The organism is Azospirillum endophyticum, from assembly GCF_016595245.1.
Lineage (GTDB): Bacteria > Pseudomonadota > Alphaproteobacteria > Azospirillales > Azospirillaceae > Azospirillum > Azospirillum endophyticum.
The window spans coordinates 106,304-123,899 of the sequence record NZ_JAENHM010000084.1; the positions used below are offsets into that span (position 1 = coordinate 106,304).

The 17,596-nt window shown below is 69.6% G+C and carries 18 protein-coding genes; 3 read left to right on the forward strand and 15 right to left on the reverse strand.

What is annotated here, in order from left to right; genetic code table 11:
• Window positions 1-72: 72 nt before the first annotated feature.
• The 3 genes from JHL17_RS33260 to JHL17_RS33270 form a co-directional block, all read right to left on the reverse strand.
• A complete protein-coding gene (locus tag JHL17_RS33260; protein ID WP_200198936.1) occupies window positions 73-879 on the reverse strand; it encodes an SDR family NAD(P)-dependent oxidoreductase in 807 nt (268 codons plus the stop codon).
• A gap of 71 nt (window positions 880-950) precedes the next feature.
• Window positions 951-1,511, reverse strand: a complete 561-nt coding sequence (locus tag JHL17_RS33265) for a carboxymuconolactone decarboxylase family protein (protein WP_200198937.1) — start codon at window positions 1,509-1,511, stop codon at window positions 951-953.
• Between the two features lie 91 nt (window positions 1,512-1,602).
• The gene (locus JHL17_RS33270; protein WP_200198938.1) at window positions 1,603-2,550 is read right to left on the reverse strand and encodes a LysR family transcriptional regulator; all 948 of its coding nucleotides are present in this window, start codon (window positions 2,548-2,550) and stop codon (window positions 1,603-1,605) included.
• A 216-nt stretch (window positions 2,551-2,766) separates the two neighbouring features.
• On the opposite strand from JHL17_RS33270, the gene JHL17_RS33275 reads away from it, so the two are divergent.
• Complete coding sequence (locus JHL17_RS33275; protein WP_200198939.1) at window positions 2,767-3,537, forward strand: enoyl-CoA hydratase/isomerase family protein; 771 nt, start codon at window positions 2,767-2,769, stop codon at window positions 3,535-3,537.
• A 35-nt stretch (window positions 3,538-3,572) separates the two neighbouring features.
• Window positions 3,573-4,310 carry a peroxiredoxin-like family protein gene (locus tag JHL17_RS33280; protein WP_247893995.1) on the forward strand — a complete coding sequence of 246 codons (738 nt, stop codon included), beginning with the start codon at window positions 3,573-3,575 and terminating at the stop codon, window positions 4,308-4,310.
• Here the strand turns inward: JHL17_RS33280 and JHL17_RS33285 are convergent.
• From JHL17_RS33285 to JHL17_RS33315, 7 genes are read right to left on the reverse strand one after another with little or no spacing between them, the layout of a single operon-like run.
• Entirely contained in the window at window positions 4,241-6,895 is a 2,655-nt protein-coding gene (locus JHL17_RS33285; protein WP_200198940.1) for an EAL domain-containing protein, read from the reverse strand. The two genes, JHL17_RS33280 and JHL17_RS33285, sit on opposite strands and share 70 nt — an antisense overlap.
• A gap of 34 nt (window positions 6,896-6,929) precedes the next feature.
• Window positions 6,930-8,663, reverse strand: coding sequence for a methyl-accepting chemotaxis protein (locus JHL17_RS37445; protein ID WP_247893996.1), 1,734 nt, complete (start codon window positions 8,661-8,663; stop codon window positions 6,930-6,932).
• A complete protein-coding gene (locus tag JHL17_RS33295) occupies window positions 8,660-9,166 on the reverse strand; it encodes a DoxX family protein (RefSeq protein ID WP_200198941.1) in 507 nt (168 codons plus the stop codon). The genes JHL17_RS37445 and JHL17_RS33295 overlap by 4 nt, the downstream gene beginning before the upstream one ends.
• On the reverse strand, window positions 9,163-9,975 hold the full coding sequence (locus JHL17_RS33300) for an HvfC/BufC family peptide modification chaperone (protein ID WP_200198942.1): 813 nt from the start codon (window positions 9,973-9,975) through the stop codon (window positions 9,163-9,165). The genes JHL17_RS33295 and JHL17_RS33300 overlap by 4 nt, the downstream gene beginning before the upstream one ends.
• Window positions 9,965-10,876 (reverse strand): MNIO family bufferin maturase, encoded by a 912-nt coding sequence (gene bufB, locus JHL17_RS33305; RefSeq protein ID WP_247893997.1) that lies wholly within the window; start codon window positions 10,874-10,876, stop codon window positions 9,965-9,967. Before bufB ends, JHL17_RS33300 begins: the two co-directional genes overlap by 11 nt.
• 4 nt (window positions 10,877-10,880) lie before the next feature.
• Window positions 10,881-11,183: a BufA1 family periplasmic bufferin-type metallophore gene (locus tag JHL17_RS33310; protein ID WP_200198943.1), complete on the reverse strand. Its 303-nt coding sequence runs from the start codon at window positions 11,181-11,183 to the stop codon at window positions 10,881-10,883.
• Window positions 11,184-11,221: 38 nt separating this feature from the next.
• Window positions 11,222-11,884 (reverse strand): peroxiredoxin-like family protein, encoded by a 663-nt coding sequence (locus tag JHL17_RS33315; RefSeq protein WP_200198944.1) that lies wholly within the window; start codon window positions 11,882-11,884, stop codon window positions 11,222-11,224.
• A gap of 143 nt (window positions 11,885-12,027) precedes the next feature.
• Here JHL17_RS33315 and JHL17_RS33320 point away from each other — a divergent pair, with 143 nt between their 5' ends.
• Window positions 12,028-12,948 carry a LysR family transcriptional regulator gene (locus JHL17_RS33320; protein WP_200198945.1) on the forward strand — a complete coding sequence of 307 codons (921 nt, stop codon included), beginning with the start codon at window positions 12,028-12,030 and terminating at the stop codon, window positions 12,946-12,948.
• 112 nt (window positions 12,949-13,060) lie between these two features.
• On the opposite strand, the gene JHL17_RS33325 is transcribed toward JHL17_RS33320, so the two are convergent.
• The 5 genes from JHL17_RS33325 to JHL17_RS33345 form a co-directional block, all read right to left on the reverse strand.
• Window positions 13,061-13,675, reverse strand: a complete 615-nt coding sequence (locus JHL17_RS33325; protein ID WP_200198946.1) for a hypothetical protein — start codon at window positions 13,673-13,675, stop codon at window positions 13,061-13,063.
• Between the two features lie 217 nt (window positions 13,676-13,892).
• A complete protein-coding gene (locus JHL17_RS33330) occupies window positions 13,893-15,074 on the reverse strand; it encodes a sensor histidine kinase (protein WP_200198947.1) in 1,182 nt (393 codons plus the stop codon).
• 384 nt (window positions 15,075-15,458) lie between these two features.
• A complete protein-coding gene (locus tag JHL17_RS33335; protein WP_200198948.1) occupies window positions 15,459-15,692 on the reverse strand; it encodes a tautomerase family protein in 234 nt (77 codons plus the stop codon).
• Window positions 15,693-15,734: 42 nt separating this feature from the next.
• Window positions 15,735-16,448 (reverse strand): SDR family NAD(P)-dependent oxidoreductase, encoded by a 714-nt coding sequence (locus JHL17_RS33340; RefSeq protein WP_200198949.1) that lies wholly within the window; start codon window positions 16,446-16,448, stop codon window positions 15,735-15,737.
• 130 nt (window positions 16,449-16,578) lie between these two features.
• Complete coding sequence (locus tag JHL17_RS33345) at window positions 16,579-17,502, reverse strand: LysR family transcriptional regulator (protein WP_200198950.1); 924 nt, start codon at window positions 17,500-17,502, stop codon at window positions 16,579-16,581.
• Window positions 17,503-17,596 lie beyond the last annotated feature (94 nt).

Genomic DNA, 17,596 nt, shown 5'->3' on the forward strand with positions numbered 1-17,596 from the left:
GCGAGGTCTCCAGCTTCCTCGGCACGGTCCGGGCCGCATGATTCCGGACGGTCGCCCGGCACCGGCCTTCGCTCACAGGGCGGCATGCCCCCTGACCGCCACCTCAAGACGCGCCTTGAGGTCGAGGAACCGCGCATCGATGGCCAGCGGGTCGTCCCGATTGAGCGCGATCATCGCCGCCCGCACTTCGCCGCCGCGGATCACCTCCAGCGCCTCCGCTTCGATCCCCGCTACGATGGCCGCGGCCACGGCTTGTGCGGTCTCGCGGGTGAAGCCCAACTCCGGACCAGCGTTGTTCGACACCATCATCGGTGTGTCGGTGGCGCCGGGATAAACAGTCAGCACATGGACGCCCTCACCTTTCAGTTCACGGCGCAGGGCTTCGCCAAACCGTGCCAGACCGGCCTTTACGCCGGCATAAGTTGCATAGAATGGCGCGCCGACCAGCCCCAGGCCCGACGAAATGTTCACCACCAGTCCTTCGCCGCTGGCACGCAGCGCCGGCAAGGCAGCCCGCGTCAACAGGATGGGCGCAGTCAGGTCGACGGCGATCATCGCGAGGATCTCCTCCTCCGTGACCTGCTCCAGCCGCCCGGCGCGAACGCCGCCGGCGTTGTTGACCAGGATGTCGAGCCCGCCTAATGCGCCGAGCGCCCGTTCGAGCGTCTGCCGACGCCCCTCGGTGGTCGCGACATCGGCCACGATGCCTGTCACCGACGCTCCAGCCTTCTGCAAGGCGTCGACCGCGGCGGCCAGCCGATCGGGGTGCCGGCCAGTGATGGCGAGGGCCACTCCCTTTTCGCCCAGCGCCTGGGCGGCGGCAAAGCCGATACCGCTGGAGCCGCCGGTGATCAGTGCGCGTTTTCCAGAGATAATCATCTCAACTCCATATGGATCGATTCAGTACGAGGCCTGTCGGGTGCGTGGCTAGAACGGCGCTCCGCCCTGTGTCAGGCACTGGTAGGCTTGCTCCACTCATTGCCCTTCATGAATGCATCGAGCGGCGTGTGGGTGATGTGGTTGGTGTAGTTGCTCATTACTTTGGTGGCGACGCCGAGCACCACCTCCAGGACGTTCCGGCGGGTAAAACCGGCCGCCAGGAAGGCATCGACGGCCGCGTCGGCGGCCCAGCCGCGATTGCGCACCACCAGGGTGACGAAGCGGTGCAATGCCTCCAGCCGGGCGTCGGGCAGTTCGCTGCCGGCACGCAGCGCGGCGATCATGTCCTCGTCCATCTTCTGCATCCGGGCGAGCGTGGTATGGCCGGCCATGCAGTAGTTGCACTCGTTCTCGAAATTGGCGGTCAGATAGACGACCTGCTGCTCATGGGTGCTGAGCGTGGTCTTGGAGAACAGGTCCCACAGCGCCGTGTAGCCGGCCAGCAATTCCGGCGATTCCGCCATATAGGACTGCAGGTTGGGCACGAAGCCGAAAGCGGCCTTCACGCCCTCGAAAATTGGCTTTGAGGCATCCGGGGCGGTGTCGAGGGTGTGGCTGGTGAATTGGGTCATGGAGCGGTTCCTTGTTCCGTCGGTTACGGTTGACGGTTCGGACCCTGACCCATTCCTGAGGTGGCGCGTAGGCGGGCTACGCGACTAATGCCTATGCCTTCTGGGAATGGTCCCGCTGGGAATGGCGACCACCCAAGTCTGCGTTCTCCGCCGACGCACCGTCGCCGTTCACGAGGCCTGCGACGAAATCCGCGAAGGCGCGCGCCTTGGTGCTGGCCAGCCGGCCGGTGGGAAACACCGCCCACAGATCGATCGGCGGCAGCGTCCAGTCTTCAAGCACGCGCCGCACCGCACCATTCGCAAGCTCGGGACCGAACATCCAGTCGGAGGCGACCGCCAGTCCCAGATCGGCCAGCACCGCCGCCCTGATCCCTTCCGCCGCGCTGACCCGAAGCCGGCCGCGCACCACGACCGACGCTTCGGTCCCGCCCTGCCGGAACGACCAGCCGTTGCTGAGCTGGCTGTAGACCACCGCCTCATGACCCGCAAGGTCGGCCGGGGTCCGCGGCACGCCCGCGCGGGCAAGATAGCCGGGCGTCGCCACGACCGAACGGCCGCCGCTGGCGATCCGCCGCGCCACCGCCGCCGAGTCCGGCAGCGTGCCCATGCGCAGCGCGACGTCGATCCCCTCCGACACTAGGTCGATCACCCGGTCGTCCAGGATCACCTCCATGTCCAGCTCCGGATGCCGGTTCAGGAATTCGGGCAGGCGCGGCACGATCAGCAGCCGGGCGAAGGTGGTCGCGGCGGAGATGCGCAACCGGCCCGACAGGCCGGCACCGGCGCCGCGCGCCTCCAGCTCCGCCTCGTCGGCTTCCCGGATGGCGAGCCGTGCGCGCTCATAGAAGCGCAGTCCTGCTTCGGTGGGGGTGAGGCCATGGGTCGACCGCAGCAGCAGGCGCACCTGCAGCCGCTCCTCCAGCTGCGCGACCGTCTTGGAGATGGCCGGCTGGCCCACCCCGAGCTGCCGGGCCGCGCCCGAGAAGGACCCATTCTCCACCACCCGCACGAAGGCGGCCATCGCCTGCAATCGGTCCATGGTCATTCCTGACGGGAATTGCCGTTATCGCTCCGGCCGGACTGCCACCCGGAGCTTGGAATAGCGATACCTCTCCCATCGGCGGCGACGCTGCAAGGAAGAAGCGAACCATGATCGAGGTTCGCGGATTTGCGGCGCCGGACGGCGTCGAGGCTCCCGGTCCCCAAGCCGCCGACATGTCCGCCCCGAACCAAGCCGATCCAAGGAGTGACCCTGATGTCCCGTTTCGAGACCTATCGCAATGCCTTCGCCAACGCCCGCCTAGCCCGCTCGGACAGCGGCGTCCTGGAGGTGAGGCTGCACACGGGGGGCGGCAAGCTCGTCTTCGACGGCCACACCCACGAGCAGTTCGTCGACCTGTTCCATGCAATCGGGTCGGACCCGGACAACCGCGTGGTGATCCTCACCGGATCGGGCGATGCCTTCATGGACGCCATCAGCCCCGAGGGCTTCGATTTCTTCAGCCCGCGCGGATACGACAAGATCTTCCGCGAAGGCAAGAAGGTCCTGATGAACATCCTCGACATCGAGGTGCCGCTGATCGCCGCCCTCAACGGACCGGTGCTGCTGCATTCCGAATACGCGCTGCTGGCCGACATCGTGCTGGCCACGCCGGAAACGGTCTTCCAGGACAAGCCGCATTTCGACTTCGGCATCGTCCCCGGCGACGGCGTGAACCTGCTGTGGCCGGAGGTGATCGGCAGCGTGCGCGGCCGGTATTTCATCCTGACCCGCCAAATTCTCGACGCCGAAACCGCGAAGGACTGGGGCGCCGTCAACGAGATCGTGCCGGCCGACCGGCTGCTCGCCCGGGCGCATGAGATCGCCGAAGGGCTGGCCGCCTTGCCGCCGCTCACCAGCCGCTACACGCGCATCGCCCTGACGCAGAAGCTGCGCCGGATCATCGACGAAGGCGCCGGTTACGGCTTGGCGCTGGAAGGCATCAGCGCGGCCGAGGTCGCCCGCTCCGCCGCCGCGAATAGCTGATCCGTTTCCCTCCCTTTCATCAGAAGGATTTCCCCATGTCGCTTCAGGACAAGCTCGACGCCTTCAAGGCCGATTTCCAGGCGGGCAAGCCGCCCTACAACGTTCCCCGCCCGGTGATCGAGACGATGCACCGCGCCACCGCCGAACTGATCGCCTCGGGCGCCGCCGGCCATGCGCTCAAGGCCGGGGACAGGGCCCCCGCCTTCACCCTCGACGACCCCGACGGCAAGGCGGTGTCGTCCACCTCCCTGCTGGCGGAGGGGCCGCTGGTGGTCAGCTTCTACCGCGGCGTCTGGTGCCCCTACTGCAACATGGAACTCCAGGCGTTGCAGGCGGCGCTGCCGACCTTCCAGTCGCTCGGCGCCAATCTGGTCGCCATTTCGCCGCAGACGGCCCCGAACAGCCGCAAGTCGGTGCGCCAGAACGCGCTCGGCTTCCCGATCCTGTCGGACCCGCGCAACGAGGTCGCCGCCGCTTTCGGCCTGCGCTTCGAACTGCCCGACTATCTGGTCGCTCTGTACAAGGACCTGAAGAACGACCTGCCGGCGTTCAACGGCGACCCCAGCTGGACCCTGCCGATGCCGGCCCGCTTCGTGATCGGCCAGGACGGGACGATCCTCTATGCCGAGGTCAACCCGGACTACACCCGCCGCCCCGAACCCGAGGACATGCTGCCGGCGCTGCGCGGCGCCGGCCGGGCGGATCACGGCCGGCCGGCGGCCAGCAGCAGCGCTTCGGCGTCGGCCACGGAAAGCGGGCGGGCGAACAGGTAGCCCTGGGCGTAGTCGCAGCCGATGCCGGTGAGGACCGTCCGTTCCTGCTCGGTCTCGATCCCTTCGGCGACGACCTCCAGCCCGATGCGGTGGGCCAGTTCGACGATGCCGCGCAGAAGCGATTCCTGCCTGGGATCGGTACCGAGCGCGCTGATGAAGCTCTTGTCGATCTTCAGGACGTCGAAGGGCAGACGGCCGAGATGCGACAGCGAGGAATAGCCGGTGCCGAAATCGTCCATGCACAGCGCCACGCCGAGCGCCTGGAAGCGTTCCAGGATGGCGCGGGCCTGATCGTGGTCGTTGACGGTCATGCTCTCCGTCACCTCGATCTTCAGCCCTTCGGCGCGGCCGTCGGCCAAGAAGTCCAGCATGTCGTCGACATAGCGTTCGTCCCACATCTGGCGGGCCGACAGGTTGACGTTGACGGTCAGGGCGGCGCCTCCCGCCATGCCGCGCCAGCGGGCGAGCTGTTCCACAGCCCGTTCCAGCACATGGCGGCCGAGCGGCAGGATCTGGCCGGTCTCCTCGGCGATCGGGATGAACTGGGCCGGGCTGACGAGACCGAGGTCGGGGTGGCGCCAGCGGACCAGCGCCTCGAACCCGGTGAGTCGTCCGTCGGGGAGCGACACGATCGGCTGATAGACCAGGAAGATGTCGCCGGCCTCCAGCGACGGGGTCAGATCGCGTTGCAGGCGGCTGCGGATCAGGATCGCCTCGCGCAGCGAGGCGTCGAACAGCACGGTGCGCCCCTTGCCATGCTCCTTGGCGCGGTAGAGGGCGATGTCGGCGTCGCGCAGCAGACTGTCCGGATCGTCGCCGGTTCCGTCGTCGACCGCCAGGCCGATGCTGAGTCCGACCCGCAAATCCATGCCGCCGGCGCAGAGCGGGCGCTGGAAGGCGATCTCCAGCGCCCGGGCGCGGGCGATCGCCTCCTCCTGCCCGGCAGGGATCGCGACGACGAACTCGTCGCCGCCCAGCCGGGCGACGAACTCCCCCGGCCCCAGCAGGCCGGCGATCCGTTCCGCCGCCGCGACCAGGACGCGGTCGCCGACCGCATGGCCCAGGCTGTCGTTGACGACCTTGAAGCCGTCGAGATCGAGGAACAGCAGAGCCAGATCGCTCCGCCCGGTGTCCTGCGCGCCCGCCTGCCGGTCGTGCAGCCAGCGGACCAGATACGCGCGGTTGGGCAAGCGGGTGAGGAAATCGTGGGTGGCCTGATGGACCAGCCGCGCCTCGTAGGATTTGCGGTCGCTGACATCGGCGGCCGAACCCGCCAGCCGTGCCACCCGGCCGTCCGGACCCGCGGCGACGATGCCGTGCAGATGGAGCCAGCCGGTGCCGCCCTCCACCCCGTTGTCCTGCCACCCGTTCTCCTGCCCCGCGTCTTCTTGCCCCCGGCCCGGCGGCAGGACGCGGAACTCCACGTCGAAGCTGGCGCCGTCCGCCCCCTGCTCCCCCTCGCGGATCGCCGCGAGCACGGCATGCCGGTCGTCGGGGTGGACATGGGCGAGCAGGGCGGCGAGGCCGGGCTCCCCGCCGTCCGCCGGCAGATGAAGCATCTGGCGCAGCCGGGGCGACAGATAGAGATCGCCGCTGTCCAGGTCCCAGTCCCACAGCCCGTCATTGGCGGCGGCGGCGGCCATGGCATAGCGGCGCTCGCTCTCGCCCAGCCGGCGGGTCTTCTCGTCGATCGCGGCGAACAGGTCGCGCAGGGCGACCCGGCTGTCCTCCAGGCTGCGGCCGAGCAGGCCCAGCTCGTCGTGGTAGAATCCGCCAACCCGGGCGCCCGATCCACCCCGTCTCCCCCCACCCAGGAAAGGCCGGTCGAGGTCGCGGCGGGCCAGCCGGCGGGCGTCCTCGACCAACCGGCCGAGCGGTCCGACGATGCGGCTGCGGGTGAACCACACCGCGGCACCGGCCAGCCCCAGGACCAGCGCGGCGACGACGGCGCCGCCGACCGCCATCAGCCGTTGCAGGGCCTCGATGTCGTTCAGGGTGGCGGCGGTCAGCTGGGCGCGCTGCGCGCTCAGGTGGCTGTTCAGGGACGAAAGCCCCTTGACCGCATCGCGGCGGCAGGCGTCGAACGCCTCCGCGGGGATGGCCGCCGCCGGATCCTCCATCTGCACCTGGATGGCGTCGAGGAAGGCGGCGATGGCGGCGATGGCCCGCGCCTCGTCCTCGCTGGGGGTGACGATGTCGCGGTAGATCGCCAGATTGGCCCGGGCCAGGGCCAGGGCGCGGTCCAGCGACGCATGGCCGGCGGCGCCGTCCCGTGTTCCCTCGCGGTAATGGTCGATGACGCCGCCCAGGCCGAGATGCCCGCGCACCTCCGACAGGGCGTCCGACTTGGTGGCGGCCTGCAGATCGTAATCGCGCCAGCCATCGGCCACCGCGTCCATGCCGCGCATCAGCTGCAGCCCGACCGCCAGCATCACCGCCAGACCGACGACCAGGGCCGCCGCCAGCAGCAGCGCCGAGCGCGCGATGGTCAGGGTCCGCCGCCCCGCTTCGGCACCCGCGCGGGGCATGGCCTGCGGAACCATGCCGGGCATGGCCCCGGAGTCTTCGCTGACGGTGTCGGTCACGCCGGCCTTTCCTCTTCCCCGAAACCCCTGGAATTCACGCGCGCAGCGCCTGCGAGACGCTGTGCGCCGCACTCTCCAGCCGCTTGGTCTCGCTGCCGAGCGATTGTGCGGCGGAAAACATGCTTTCCGCAACCATTCCGGCCTGTTCGGCGGCCTGCGCAACCTCGGAGATCGCGGCGCTGACCGCCCCGGCCGACTCGGCGGTCTCCTGGATGTTGCGGGCGATCTCGCGCGTCGCCCCGTCCTGCTGGGTCACGGCGTCGGCGATCTCCTGCGCCATGCGGCAGACCTGCTCCAGGCTGCCGCCGATGCCCTGGATGGCACCGACCGCGCCGTCGGTGGCGCTGCGGATCGTCGCGATCTGCCGGGTGATGTCCTCGGTCGCCCGTGCCGTCTGGTTGGCGAGGTTCTTGACCTCCTGCGCCACCACGGCGAAACCCTTGCCGGCCTCGCCGGCACGGGCGGCTTCGATGGTGGCGTTGAGCGCCAGCAGGTTGGTCTGGCTGGCAATGGCGTTGATCAGCCCGACCACGTCGCCGATGCGCTGCACCGCCTCCGCCAGGCTGGCGACGGTGGCGGAAGAGCGGCCGGCCTGTTCGACCGCCGCCGTCGTCATGGCGACCGAGCCGTGCACCCGCTGCCCGATCTCGGCGATGGAGGCCGACAGCTCCTCGGTGGCGGCGGCGACCGCCTGGACGGTTCCGGCGGTGCGGGCGGCGGCGGCCGAGACCTCCTGCGTGCTGCCGACGGTCCGGCTGGAGGAGGACGCCAGATCCTGCCCGGTGCGGTGCAGGGTGCCGGCCCGGCCGGTGAGCGCCGCGGCGAGGGTACCGATTTCCGCCTCGAAGGAGCGGAGGTTGCCTTCCAGCTCCTCCCCGCGCCTGCGCGCCGCTTCCGCTTCGGCGCGTTCGCGTTCCCCTGCCGCGCGCAGACGGACCAGCCCGTCGCGGAACACCCCGACGGTGTCGGCCATGGCACCGATCTCGTCGCGGCGGCCGACCGATGGCACGACGCCGTCCAGATCGCCGCCCGCCAAGCGCTCCATGCAGGCGGCGAGCCGGGCCAGGGGATGGACGACGCGGTGATGGGTGAACCACAGGAACAGCCCGGCGATGGCGACGAGCAGCGCCAGCGCGGCCCCGCCGCCGGTCATCACCGTCCCGTTCAGCGCGGCAATGCCCTGCCGGTTGGCTTCGCCGAGGCCGGCGCGGGCCCGCTCCAGCTCGCCGTTCAGCGTCTGCATGGCGGCCACCGCGGGCGCGGTGTCGAATGCCGCAATGCGGGCCAGCCGGTCGAGCGGCGTGTGGGCCGCCACCGCGGCCACCGCTTCAGCCAGCTTGGCGTCCAGCTGCGCCAGCGCCGCGGCGACGGTGTCGAGCGCCTTGCCCTCGGCCGCGCTCAGCTCGCCGGCATAGCGGTAGACCTCCAGATTGGCGGCGGCGGATTTCAGGCTCCGCCGCATCTCGGCGGCACGGGCCGGGTCGCCGGTCAGCAGATAGTCGCCGAAGCGATGGATCACCCCGCCGAACCCCAGCGCGCCGCGCATCTCGGACAGGGCGTCGGCCTTGGCCACGGCACCCAGGTCATAGGCATTCCAGCGCTCGTCCACCTGCCGGATGCCCTGCACGGTGACGACGCTGACCGCCAGGACCAGCAGCAGCACGGCGACCAGCCCCGACGACAGCAGCCAGCCGAGCTGGGCGATCCGGCGACGTCCGGAGCTCGGCCGGTGCCCGGGGGCCGGGGAATTGGTCTGTGCAGCGGTCATGGCCGGTCTCCGGTCTGGCGGCGGCTGAAGCGAAGGAGCCAATGGTCGAGCGACAGCCGGCCGCCGCCGCGAAGGATCAGACCGGTGAGCAGCAGCATCCAGAAATAATGCTGCGGATTGCTGAAGGCCGGGTTTCCGGCACCCAGCACGAACTGGATCACCAGCGCCATCGCCAGCAGCGGCACCGCCGCCAGCCGCGTCGCCAAGCCAAGCACCAGCAGGACCGGCATGGTCAGCTCGGTGGCGGCGGCCAGCGCTGCGGCGACATCCGGCGGCAGCAGCGGCACCCGGTATTCCTCCTGGAACAGGAAGAGGGTCGCCGGCCAGTCGCCGATCTTCTGCAAGCCGGAGCGGAAGAAGATCGGCGCCATCGTCAGCCGGACCGCGAGGTCGAACAGCGGCATGGCGGAACGGTCGAGCCATCCGGCGACGCGGTCGCGGATGTCCAGCGCATGCCGGCGCCGGGCGGACGGCCGCCCCAGGCTTGCGGACGATGGCATCATGGGTCGATCCCTCCGGGTCGGGTGAAGGACGGGTGCCGGTCCAGCGCGAAGCCGGCCAGCAGGCGGTTCTGCAGCAGCAGCGCCAGCAGGGATTGGAGGTCGGCGCCGGCAGCGTCCTCATCCTCCGCCGCCTCGCCGAGGGTGGCGCCGGCCAGCAGCCGGGCCGCGAGCGCGCCGTCGGCCGCGGTCAGCCGGGCGCAGCGCACCTCGCCTCCGGCGGTGCCGTCGTCCCCGTCCGCGGGGCTGCGGCCGACCAGCACCGCTTCCGGCAGCGGCACCGGGGCGGCGGCGGCGTCCCTCCACAGCGCATGGATGTTCCAGCCCGTCCGCACCAACCGCAGCGATGGATGCGGAACCAGCCGCAGCGCACCGGCCTGTTCCGGCGGGATCGCGGCGAGCCGCGCGATGTCGAGCGGTTCGGCGTCGGCGGCGAACAGCGCCTCGTGCATCGCCCAGTCGAACCGGGCGAGGTCGGGCGCCCAGGGCGACAGGCCGGCAGCCGGGTCCAGCCCGGCCAGCCAGTCGGCGAAGCCGGCGCCATAGCTCCACAGCATCGGCAGGCGGGGCGGCGCCTCCGCCGCGAAGCGGCAGGCGAGCGCGGCGAAGCGCTTCTCACCCAGAACACGATGCAGGGTGGGATGGGCATGGCCGAGGACGGCGACCAGCGACCCCATCACCGTGTTGCGGTAGACCGCCAGCCGTCCGGCCGGCAAATCCGGCCGCAAAGCCCCGGCGACCGCCGGATCGCCGCGCAGCAGGAAGGCGGCGAAGTCGCGCTGGAGCCCCGCCAGCTTCGCGTCAGCCGGCACGATGGACCTCCGGCATCCCGAGCGCATCGAGCTGTCCGTGCTCAGGCAACCGGCCCGCAAGCAGCTGTTGCGCCCTGCCCGCCTCGGCCAGGAGCAGGTCGAGCGGCGGCAGGTCGTTGTCCCATTCGATCAGCACCGGGCGCGGACCGATGCGGTCCAGCACGTCGGCATAGAGCGCCATCACGGCGTCGCCGACCACGCTGCCATGGTCGTCGATCAGCAACTCCTCGCCGCCGACCATCATCCGGGCGTGACCGGCCAGATGCAGTTCGCCGACCGCGTCGGCCGGGATGGCGTCGAGCCACGCCGTCCGGTCGAAGCCGAGATTGACCGAGGAGACATGGAGGTTGTTGACGTCCAGCAGCAGGCCGCAGCCGGTGCGGGCGGCCAGTTCCGCCAGGAACTCGGCTTCGGGAATGGCGCTGTCGGCGAAGGCGATGCAGGCGGCCGGGTTTTCGACCAGGATGCGCCGTCCGAAAACGTCCTGGGCGTGGTCGATGTTGCGGCGGACCCGGTCCAGGCTGCCCTCGGTGTAGGGCAGCGGCAGCAGATCGTTGAGATAGGTCGCGTCCGTGACGCTCCAAGACAGGTGTTCCGAGATCAGCCCCGGCTCCAGCCGATCGTAGAATGCGCGCAGCCGCATCAGGTGGTCGGGGTCGAGCCCGTCGGCGCTGCCCAGCGACAGGCCGACGCCGTGGCAGCCGACGGCCACGTCGCGGCGGACCCGCAGGATGCCGGCCAGACGCGGGCCGCCCGGAACCAGATAGTTTTCCGGATGGATCTCGACCCAGGGGATCGGGCAGCCGGCCGCGACGAACGCCTCCCGATGCGGCTCGCGCAGGCCGATGCCGGCGGCGGCCGGCACCGGCCGTGCGGAGGCGGAGGACGGCGCCGCGGCCATCGCCTCAGCCCTTCTTCTTCGGATTGGCGCCGTCGAACGGCTTCAACGCCCCCATCTCCTCGGCACAGCTGCCGGCCTTGACCAGCTTCCAGTCGCCGCCGTCATAGGTCAGGTTGCTATTGCCGGCGCAGGAATGCAGGCCCTTGGCGTGGGCGCAGCCGTTCTCGCCCGGCTTGGAGATGCCGTAGCATTTCTCCATGTTGGACTGCGCGGCGGCCGGGCCGGCCATCAGCGTCAGGGCACCGGCCAGCGCGCCAGCGATGGGGAGCAGGGCCAAGGGCTTGATGGCGGTCTTGAGGGCGGTCATGGTCGTGGTCCTCTCTGTTGCGGGATGGCCGGCGCCGGTCAGGCCGCCGGTACGCGGTCGTGCAGCAGGTCGACGAGCGCCTGCGGCTCCGGGCGTTGGGTGAAGTCGGCGTCGATGGCGGCGAAGCGGACGACGCCGCTCGGCGACAGCAGGTAGGTCGTCGGGATCGGCAGATGCCAGGGATCGCCGGGCGGCCGCCCCTGCCGGACGTTGAAGTCGAGGCCGCGGTCGCGGTAGAGGTCGCGCAGCTCGTCCGGAACGCGGTAGACGAGGCCGTAGCTGCGAGCCACCGCCGCGCCCTGGTCGGACAGGATGTCGAAGTCGAGCGCGTTGCGCTCCGCCAGCGTCAGGCTGTGGTCGGGCAGCTCCGGCGATACCGCGATCAGCCGGGCGCCGCCAGCGGTCAGTCGCGGCAGCGCCAACTGCATGGCCCTGAGCTGGGCGCAACAATACGGACACCATTCGCCGCGATAGAACAGCAGGACGACCGGTCCCCGTTCCAGCGTTTCATACAGGGATACCGTGCGGCCGAGCTGGTTCGGCAGGGCGAAGTCGGGGGCCTGAAGTCCGGGACGCAGCGCCCCCAGCTCGACCCCGCGCGCCTTCAGGTCGGCGATGACCCGGTCCATCATCGCGAGCACCCTCGGCAGGGTCTTCCCGGTCTGCGCCCGGATGCTGCGGAGCTGGCGTTGAAGACGCATCGGGCGTTTCCCTGTCGGCGTGTCCGGTGGTTCCGATCCTGTCAAATCCCGGATTTGCGAAACATAGGGGGACACGCACAAGATCTTTGCGCAAAATGCACGAATGCGCCCGAATCGCCCGGGCCGGAACGATGGGAGCGAAAATGGACCGGCTGGACGACCTGACGGTTCTGGTCGAGGTGGTGGACAGCGGCAGCCTGTCGGCGGCGGCGGAGCGGCTCGGGCTGTCCGCGTCGGCGATCAGCCGGCGGATCGCCCAGATGGAGAACCGGCTGGGCACCCGGCTGCTGGCGCGCACGACGCGGCGGATCGCGCTGACCGACGCCGGCGCCACCTTCTGCCTGCGGGCCCGCGCCATCCTGGCCGCGCTGGACGAGGCGGAACAGTCGCTGACCGAGATGGGCGAGGAACCGCGCGGCACGTTGCGCGTCACCATGCCGGTGATGTTCGGCCAGATGCTGGTCGCGCCGCTGCTGCCCTCCTATCTGCGCCGCCACCCCGGCGTAACGCTGGAAGCGAGCCTGAGCGACCGCATGCAGCGGTTGATCGACGAAGGGTTCGATCTGGCGATCCGGGCCGGGCGGCTGGCCGATTCCACCCTGATCGCCCGCCGCCTGCGGCCGTTGCGCCGTCATGTGGTGGCCAGCCCCGACTATCTGGAACGGCACGGCGTGCCGCAGTCGCCGGCCGAGCTCGCCCGCCACGAGTGCCTGACGCTGCTGTCGGGATCGGGTCGGACGGAGTGGGAATTCCTGGTCGGCGACCGGCGCGAGATCCTGCGCCCGGCCGGCAGCTTCCAGACCGACAGCCTGTGGTTGCTGCGCCATGCCGCGGTGGGCGGGCTGGGGCTGGCGCGGCTGGCCGACTTCATCGTCGAGGACGACATCCGCGCCGGACGCCTCGTCCCGGTCCTGTCCGCATTGGAGGTGACGGACGAGGCCATCCACGTCGTCTATCCGGCGACCCGCCACGTCTCGCCGAAGGTGCGCAGCTTCATCGAGCACCTGTTGGCCGGATTGGGCAGACCGGAATCGGTCGGCCCGATCGGCATCTCCGGGGCATGAAATCGAACCAGGGGCAGGATGCCGCCCTGCGCCGGGCGGCTGCATCCTGCCCTCGCCGGATCGAAGGCTTGGTCCGCCCCACCGTCAAGGCATCGCCGGCAAGTCTCCGCCCTCAGGCCTTCGCCGCCGGGGAGCCGAGCTGCGCATACAGGTCGGCCAGATCGGGCTGGCTGTGGGATTTGTATCTGCTGACGATCTGCTGCATGGCCTGCGCCATCGCGTCCGCCGCCGAGGCGTCGGTGTTGCCGCCGTCCTTCTCCGTTCCGTAATGGAGCGTCACGGACTCGCCGTTGCCGAGGTCGGTGTGGAAGGTGTCGAGGGATCGGGATGCGAACCCGTTCCCGGCTCCCGCCGCCGTACTCCCGACGCCAGAGGTCCCCGAGCCGCTGCCGGCACCGGACTCCCCGCCGGCCGGATTGAAGCCGTTCAGAAACCCGATCATGTCCTCCATCGAGCCGAGCAGCTGCGCACTGAACGCGCTGCCGCCGCCGAGATGGGTTCCGCTGATCTTGAAACCGTTCGGCATCTCGACGCTGAGCGTATCGGAGGACGGCTCGTCCTTCCCGTCGACGCCCCGGCCGGCGGCGGCAGTCTCGACCGGCGCGTTCCCACTCGCCTGGTCGAGGCCGAAGCTCTCCGTCTTGTCCGTCTTTCCGGCATGCCGATGCCGGTTCACGCCGTGCAGGCCCTCGATGGGCGTTTGGCTGCCGATGCTGCTGGTGGACATTCGTGCCCCTTTCCGTAAAGGTCACGCAAATCCAAGCAATTTTCACACCACTGCCCCGACGGCTTGTCGTCCGCCACCCCGGCCGTTCGGCCGCCCTGCTTGCCGGGAGCCGCCGCTGCCGCTCATGTCCCGATCTGCCGTGTGGGAACTGCCGGGCCGGCACAAAATGCCGGGCCGGCGCGAGACGCCAAGCCGGATTGCATCCGGCAAGACCCACTCAGAGGACCGGCATCGGGAACAGGATTTCCGTGCGGGTTCCCCGTTCGACCGCCACTCCTCGGACGGTGCCGCCGATTTGGGTGGCCAACCCCTTGATCAGACGCGTTCCCAGGCTTCCGGATTGTGGCTTCCCCGCGATGCCGACGCCGTCGTCCGCCACCGCCAGCGTGGCTTCAGCGGCCTCGGGATCGTGATGCAGCGTGATCCGGATGGTGCCGGGCTCGCCCGGGAAGGCGTATTTGACGGCGTTGGTGATCAGTTCGTTGACGATCAATCCCAGAGGCACGGCATGGTCGAGCGACATCACGACCGGCTGCAGGTCGGTTTCGAAGCGGATGCCGACATGCTGGAGGGAGGCGGCATGAGCCAGCTGGCCGATATAGGCCGCCACTGCCACCACCGCCCCGTCCGAGCGGATGTCCAGCTGTTCGTGCGCCAAGCCGATCGCCGTCACCCGGTCCACCAGGCCGAGCAGCCGGGCCTTGATGCCGCTGTCGCTGTGCGCGTGCTGTTCGAGGAGAAGCATCGACGCGATGATCGCCAAGTTGTTCTTGATGCGATGCTGAATCTCGTCGAGGCGCAGGGATTGCGCGTCCTGCACCGCCTTGGCTTCCGCCCTGGCCGTCGCGGCGGCGGCGTGGTCGGCGCTCCGCGTGATCGCCACGCCCAGCAGGTTGGCGATGGTCAGGAGGAAATGCTCGTCATCGGCATCGAAGCGGCCGGGTTCCGTGCTGCCCATCTCCAGCACGCCCCACTGGGCACCGCCGCTGACGACGGGCACGTCGATCAGAGAGCGGACGCCATGCTGCTGCAGAAGCCCGGGGATGCGGAACTCGTCGGTGTTCCGCAGATCCTCGACGACGGTCGGCAGGCGGGTTTGCTGGGCGCGCCCGGCTGGACAGGTCGCCCCGACGGGGAAGCGGGCGGTGCCGACCGCCCCCGGCTGCCAGCCGGCGCCGGCGACCAGCAGGAGATCGCCCCGGGCGTTGTCGTAACGCAGGATCATGCTGTGCCGAATGCCGGCGCTGCGGGCGAGGCGGATGGCGAGGAGGGAAAGCAGACGGTCGAACGGGATGCGGCTCTCCAAAAGCCGACTGACGTCGCGGATGATGTGCTGGTGGTGGCGAAGCTTGGCGAGGGTTCCGGCTTGCGGCGCCTCTGTCGGAGGTTCGAGATCCATGCTTCCGCTACACTGGAGGGAGATGCCGTGGGGATATACGGCCCGTTTTCGGCCCTTGTCATATACGTGCGACAAGGCCGGACGGTTTTCCTCCGGGTGGGGATTTTATCGGGCAGGGTCCGGAACTCCGCCGGCCGCCGCCGACGCAGCTGCGGATCCCGGTTCGTCATAGCCGCGGTCTCGGTCCTTCACCCATTCGACATGAAAGGACTTCCCACGATGGCGGAAAAGGGGCGAAGGCCATCGGAAGGGTCGACATGGAATTCTCCGGGCGACCGCCTCGCTGCCGGCATCCGGCAGTTGAAGCCCGGTCCGGCGGGAAAAGCGGGCCGGACGCTCCGTCCGCGGACCCGCCCCGCTCCGCACCGAACGCGCGTTTCCCGTTCAGTCTCCGGCCGCCCGCAAACGGCGGAACTCGGCGACCGGAAGGCCCCCCACACCCCAGTTGTCCATCGCCACCTCTTCGATGACCACGAAGGTGGACTCGAGCGGCTTGTTCAGGACGTCGAGAAGCAGCTGGCTGACGCCGTTGATCAGCGCCGCCTTCTCTGCGGCGGTGGCCGCAGGGCGGTCCGGCGCGGACCCCTCGCGGGTGATTTGGATCGTGACCATCGGCATGATGTCGTCCTCGTCTTCTCGTTCGACCGCGCTGGCCCGGGATCACCAATGGCCGGCGTTCTGCCCGCCATCCACATGCAGGATCTCGCCGGTGACGAAGCCGGCGCCTTCCAGGTAGAGGACCGCCTCCACGATGTCGCCGATCTCGCCCATGCGTCCCACCGGGTGGAGCTTCGCCAGGAAATCATGGGTTTCCGCTGCGTGCATCGGCGTCTTGACGACGCCGGGCGACACCGCGTTCACCCGGATGCCCTTGGCCGCGTATTCGATGGCCAGCGACTTGACGGCGGCGTTCAGGCCCCCCTTGCTCAGCGATGCCAGGACGGAGGGAACGCCGGCGATCGGCTGGTCGGCCAGGCTGGTGGTGATGTTGACGATGTGTCCGCCGCCCTGTTTCAGCATCGCCGTCACCGCGTGTTGCGAGATATGGAAGAACCCCGCCAGATTGGTCGCCAGCACGGCCGCGAAATCATCGCCCGAATAGTCGGTGAAGGGCTTGGCGAGGAAGATGCCGGCATTGTTGATCAGGGTATCCACCCGGCCGAACCGTTCGAGCCCGGTGGCGACCACGCGCTCCGCGACCGCAGGGTCGGCGATGTCGCCGCCGACGGCCAGGATGTCCGGATCGCCGCCGGCCTTGATCGACCGGGAATTGGCGACGACGCGGTAATTGCGGTCGCGGTATGCCCTGACCAAGCCGGCACCGATGCCCTGCGACGCGCCGGTGATGATCGCGACCTTCTGTTCGCTTCCCATGGTGTGCCTCGATGATGGGTTCGGCAGGCTCTATTGCCGCCGTCGCCGCATCATCTACGCCGTTGCGCAAACCGGCTGAATAGCCGACGCAAGGCACATACCCTTCCACGAAACGGCATAATGGTCCGCCTCAGCGTTCGGCGTCCGCCTTGAGACGGGAAAAGGCCGCGCGTAGCCGCGGCGTGGCGAAATCGACGAAGGCGCGCACCTTGGGCGTCGAGAGGCGGCCCTCGGGCGCAATCAGATGCGCGGGCAACGGCGCATGCTCTGCATCCTTCAGGATGATCTCGAGCTGCCCGTCGCGGACCTGCTCCGCGACGTGATAGGTGAACAGCCGGGTGACCCCGTGCCCCTCGACCGCGGACGCCACGGCGGCGCGCACGCTGTTGACGACGAAGCGCGGGGTGAAGGACACGGCCCGCGGGACGGCGGATGGGCCGACCGGCGGGAAGCTCCACGAATCCAGGCCGAAATGGGTCATGGCGATGATCCGGTGCTTGGCGAGGTCGGCCGGCTGATCAATGCGCGGCTGGGACGCGAGATAGCGCGGCGACGCGACGACGACGCGCCGCACCTCGCCGACACGCACGGCGACCATCGAGGAGTCCGGCAGATGTGCGATCCGCAGGGCGACGTCGATGCCCTCATCGATCAGGGTCACCGGCCGATCGAGCAGGTACAGCTTCGCCGAAACCGAGGGATGGGCGTCGAGAAAGGCGTCGAGGATCGGTCGCATGATCTCCTCGCCGCCTACCACCGGCGCCGTGACCGTCAGCGTGCCGCGCGGTGCCGACCGTTCGCCGGCGGCCAGCATGTCGGCTTCCTCCAGGTCGATGAGAATGCGCCGGCACACCGCGGCGTAGCGTTCGCCGGCCTCGCTCAGCCTGATCGACCGCGTGGTCCGGTGCAACAGCCGCACCCCGACATTGGCTTCAAGAAGGGCCAAGGCCCGGCTCACCGCCGCCGGCGACCGGCCAAGCCGGCGCCCTGCTCCCGCCAGGCTGCCTTCGTCCAGGGCGGCCACGAACACCTTCATCGCATCGATCCGGTCCATGATCATGCCGTTGACTGGAAGACTGACGGCCGCAGTGTAGGCATTCCACATTGCTCCGCAATGGCTCCCCGAGCTTTCGGTCTTCCGCGCGAGC

Bases quoted from the DNA above. Each gene is read 5' to 3' on its own strand.
- JHL17_RS33325 (WP_200198946.1), bottom strand. From the start codon at position 13,675: ATGTCCACCAGCAGCATCGGCAGCCAAACGCCCATCGAGGGCCTGCAC.
- JHL17_RS33260 (WP_200198936.1), bottom strand. From the start codon at position 879: ATGATTATCTCTGGAAAACGCGCACTGATCACCGGCGGCTCCAGCGGT.
- bufB (WP_247893997.1), bottom strand. From the start codon at position 10,876: ATGGCCGCGGCGCCGTCCTCCGCCTCCGCACGGCCGGTGCCGGCCGCC.
- JHL17_RS33315 (WP_200198944.1), bottom strand. From the start codon at position 11,884: ATGCGTCTTCAACGCCAGCTCCGCAGCATCCGGGCGCAGACCGGGAAG.
- JHL17_RS37445 (WP_247893996.1), bottom strand. From the start codon at position 8,663: ATGACCGCTGCACAGACCAATTCCCCGGCCCCCGGGCACCGGCCGAGC.
- JHL17_RS33330 (WP_200198947.1), bottom strand. From the start codon at position 15,074: ATGGATCTCGAACCTCCGACAGAGGCGCCGCAAGCCGGAACCCTCGCC.
- JHL17_RS33295 (WP_200198941.1), bottom strand. From the start codon at position 9,166: ATGATGCCATCGTCCGCAAGCCTGGGGCGGCCGTCCGCCCGGCGCCGG.
- JHL17_RS33270 (WP_200198938.1), bottom strand. From the start codon at position 2,550: ATGGACCGATTGCAGGCGATGGCCGCCTTCGTGCGGGTGGTGGAGAAT.
- JHL17_RS33310 (WP_200198943.1), bottom strand. From the start codon at position 11,183: ATGACCGCCCTCAAGACCGCCATCAAGCCCTTGGCCCTGCTCCCCATC.
- JHL17_RS33345 (WP_200198950.1), bottom strand. From the start codon at position 17,502: ATGGACCGGATCGATGCGATGAAGGTGTTCGTGGCCGCCCTGGACGAA.
- JHL17_RS33275 (WP_200198939.1), top strand. From the start codon at position 2,767: ATGTCCCGTTTCGAGACCTATCGCAATGCCTTCGCCAACGCCCGCCTA.
- JHL17_RS33280 (WP_247893995.1), top strand. From the start codon at position 3,573: ATGTCGCTTCAGGACAAGCTCGACGCCTTCAAGGCCGATTTCCAGGCG.
- JHL17_RS33265 (WP_200198937.1), bottom strand. From the start codon at position 1,511: ATGACCCAATTCACCAGCCACACCCTCGACACCGCCCCGGATGCCTCA.
- JHL17_RS33335 (WP_200198948.1), bottom strand. From the start codon at position 15,692: ATGCCGATGGTCACGATCCAAATCACCCGCGAGGGGTCCGCGCCGGAC.
- JHL17_RS33320 (WP_200198945.1), top strand. From the start codon at position 12,028: ATGGACCGGCTGGACGACCTGACGGTTCTGGTCGAGGTGGTGGACAGC.
- JHL17_RS33340 (WP_200198949.1), bottom strand. From the start codon at position 16,448: ATGGGAAGCGAACAGAAGGTCGCGATCATCACCGGCGCGTCGCAGGGC.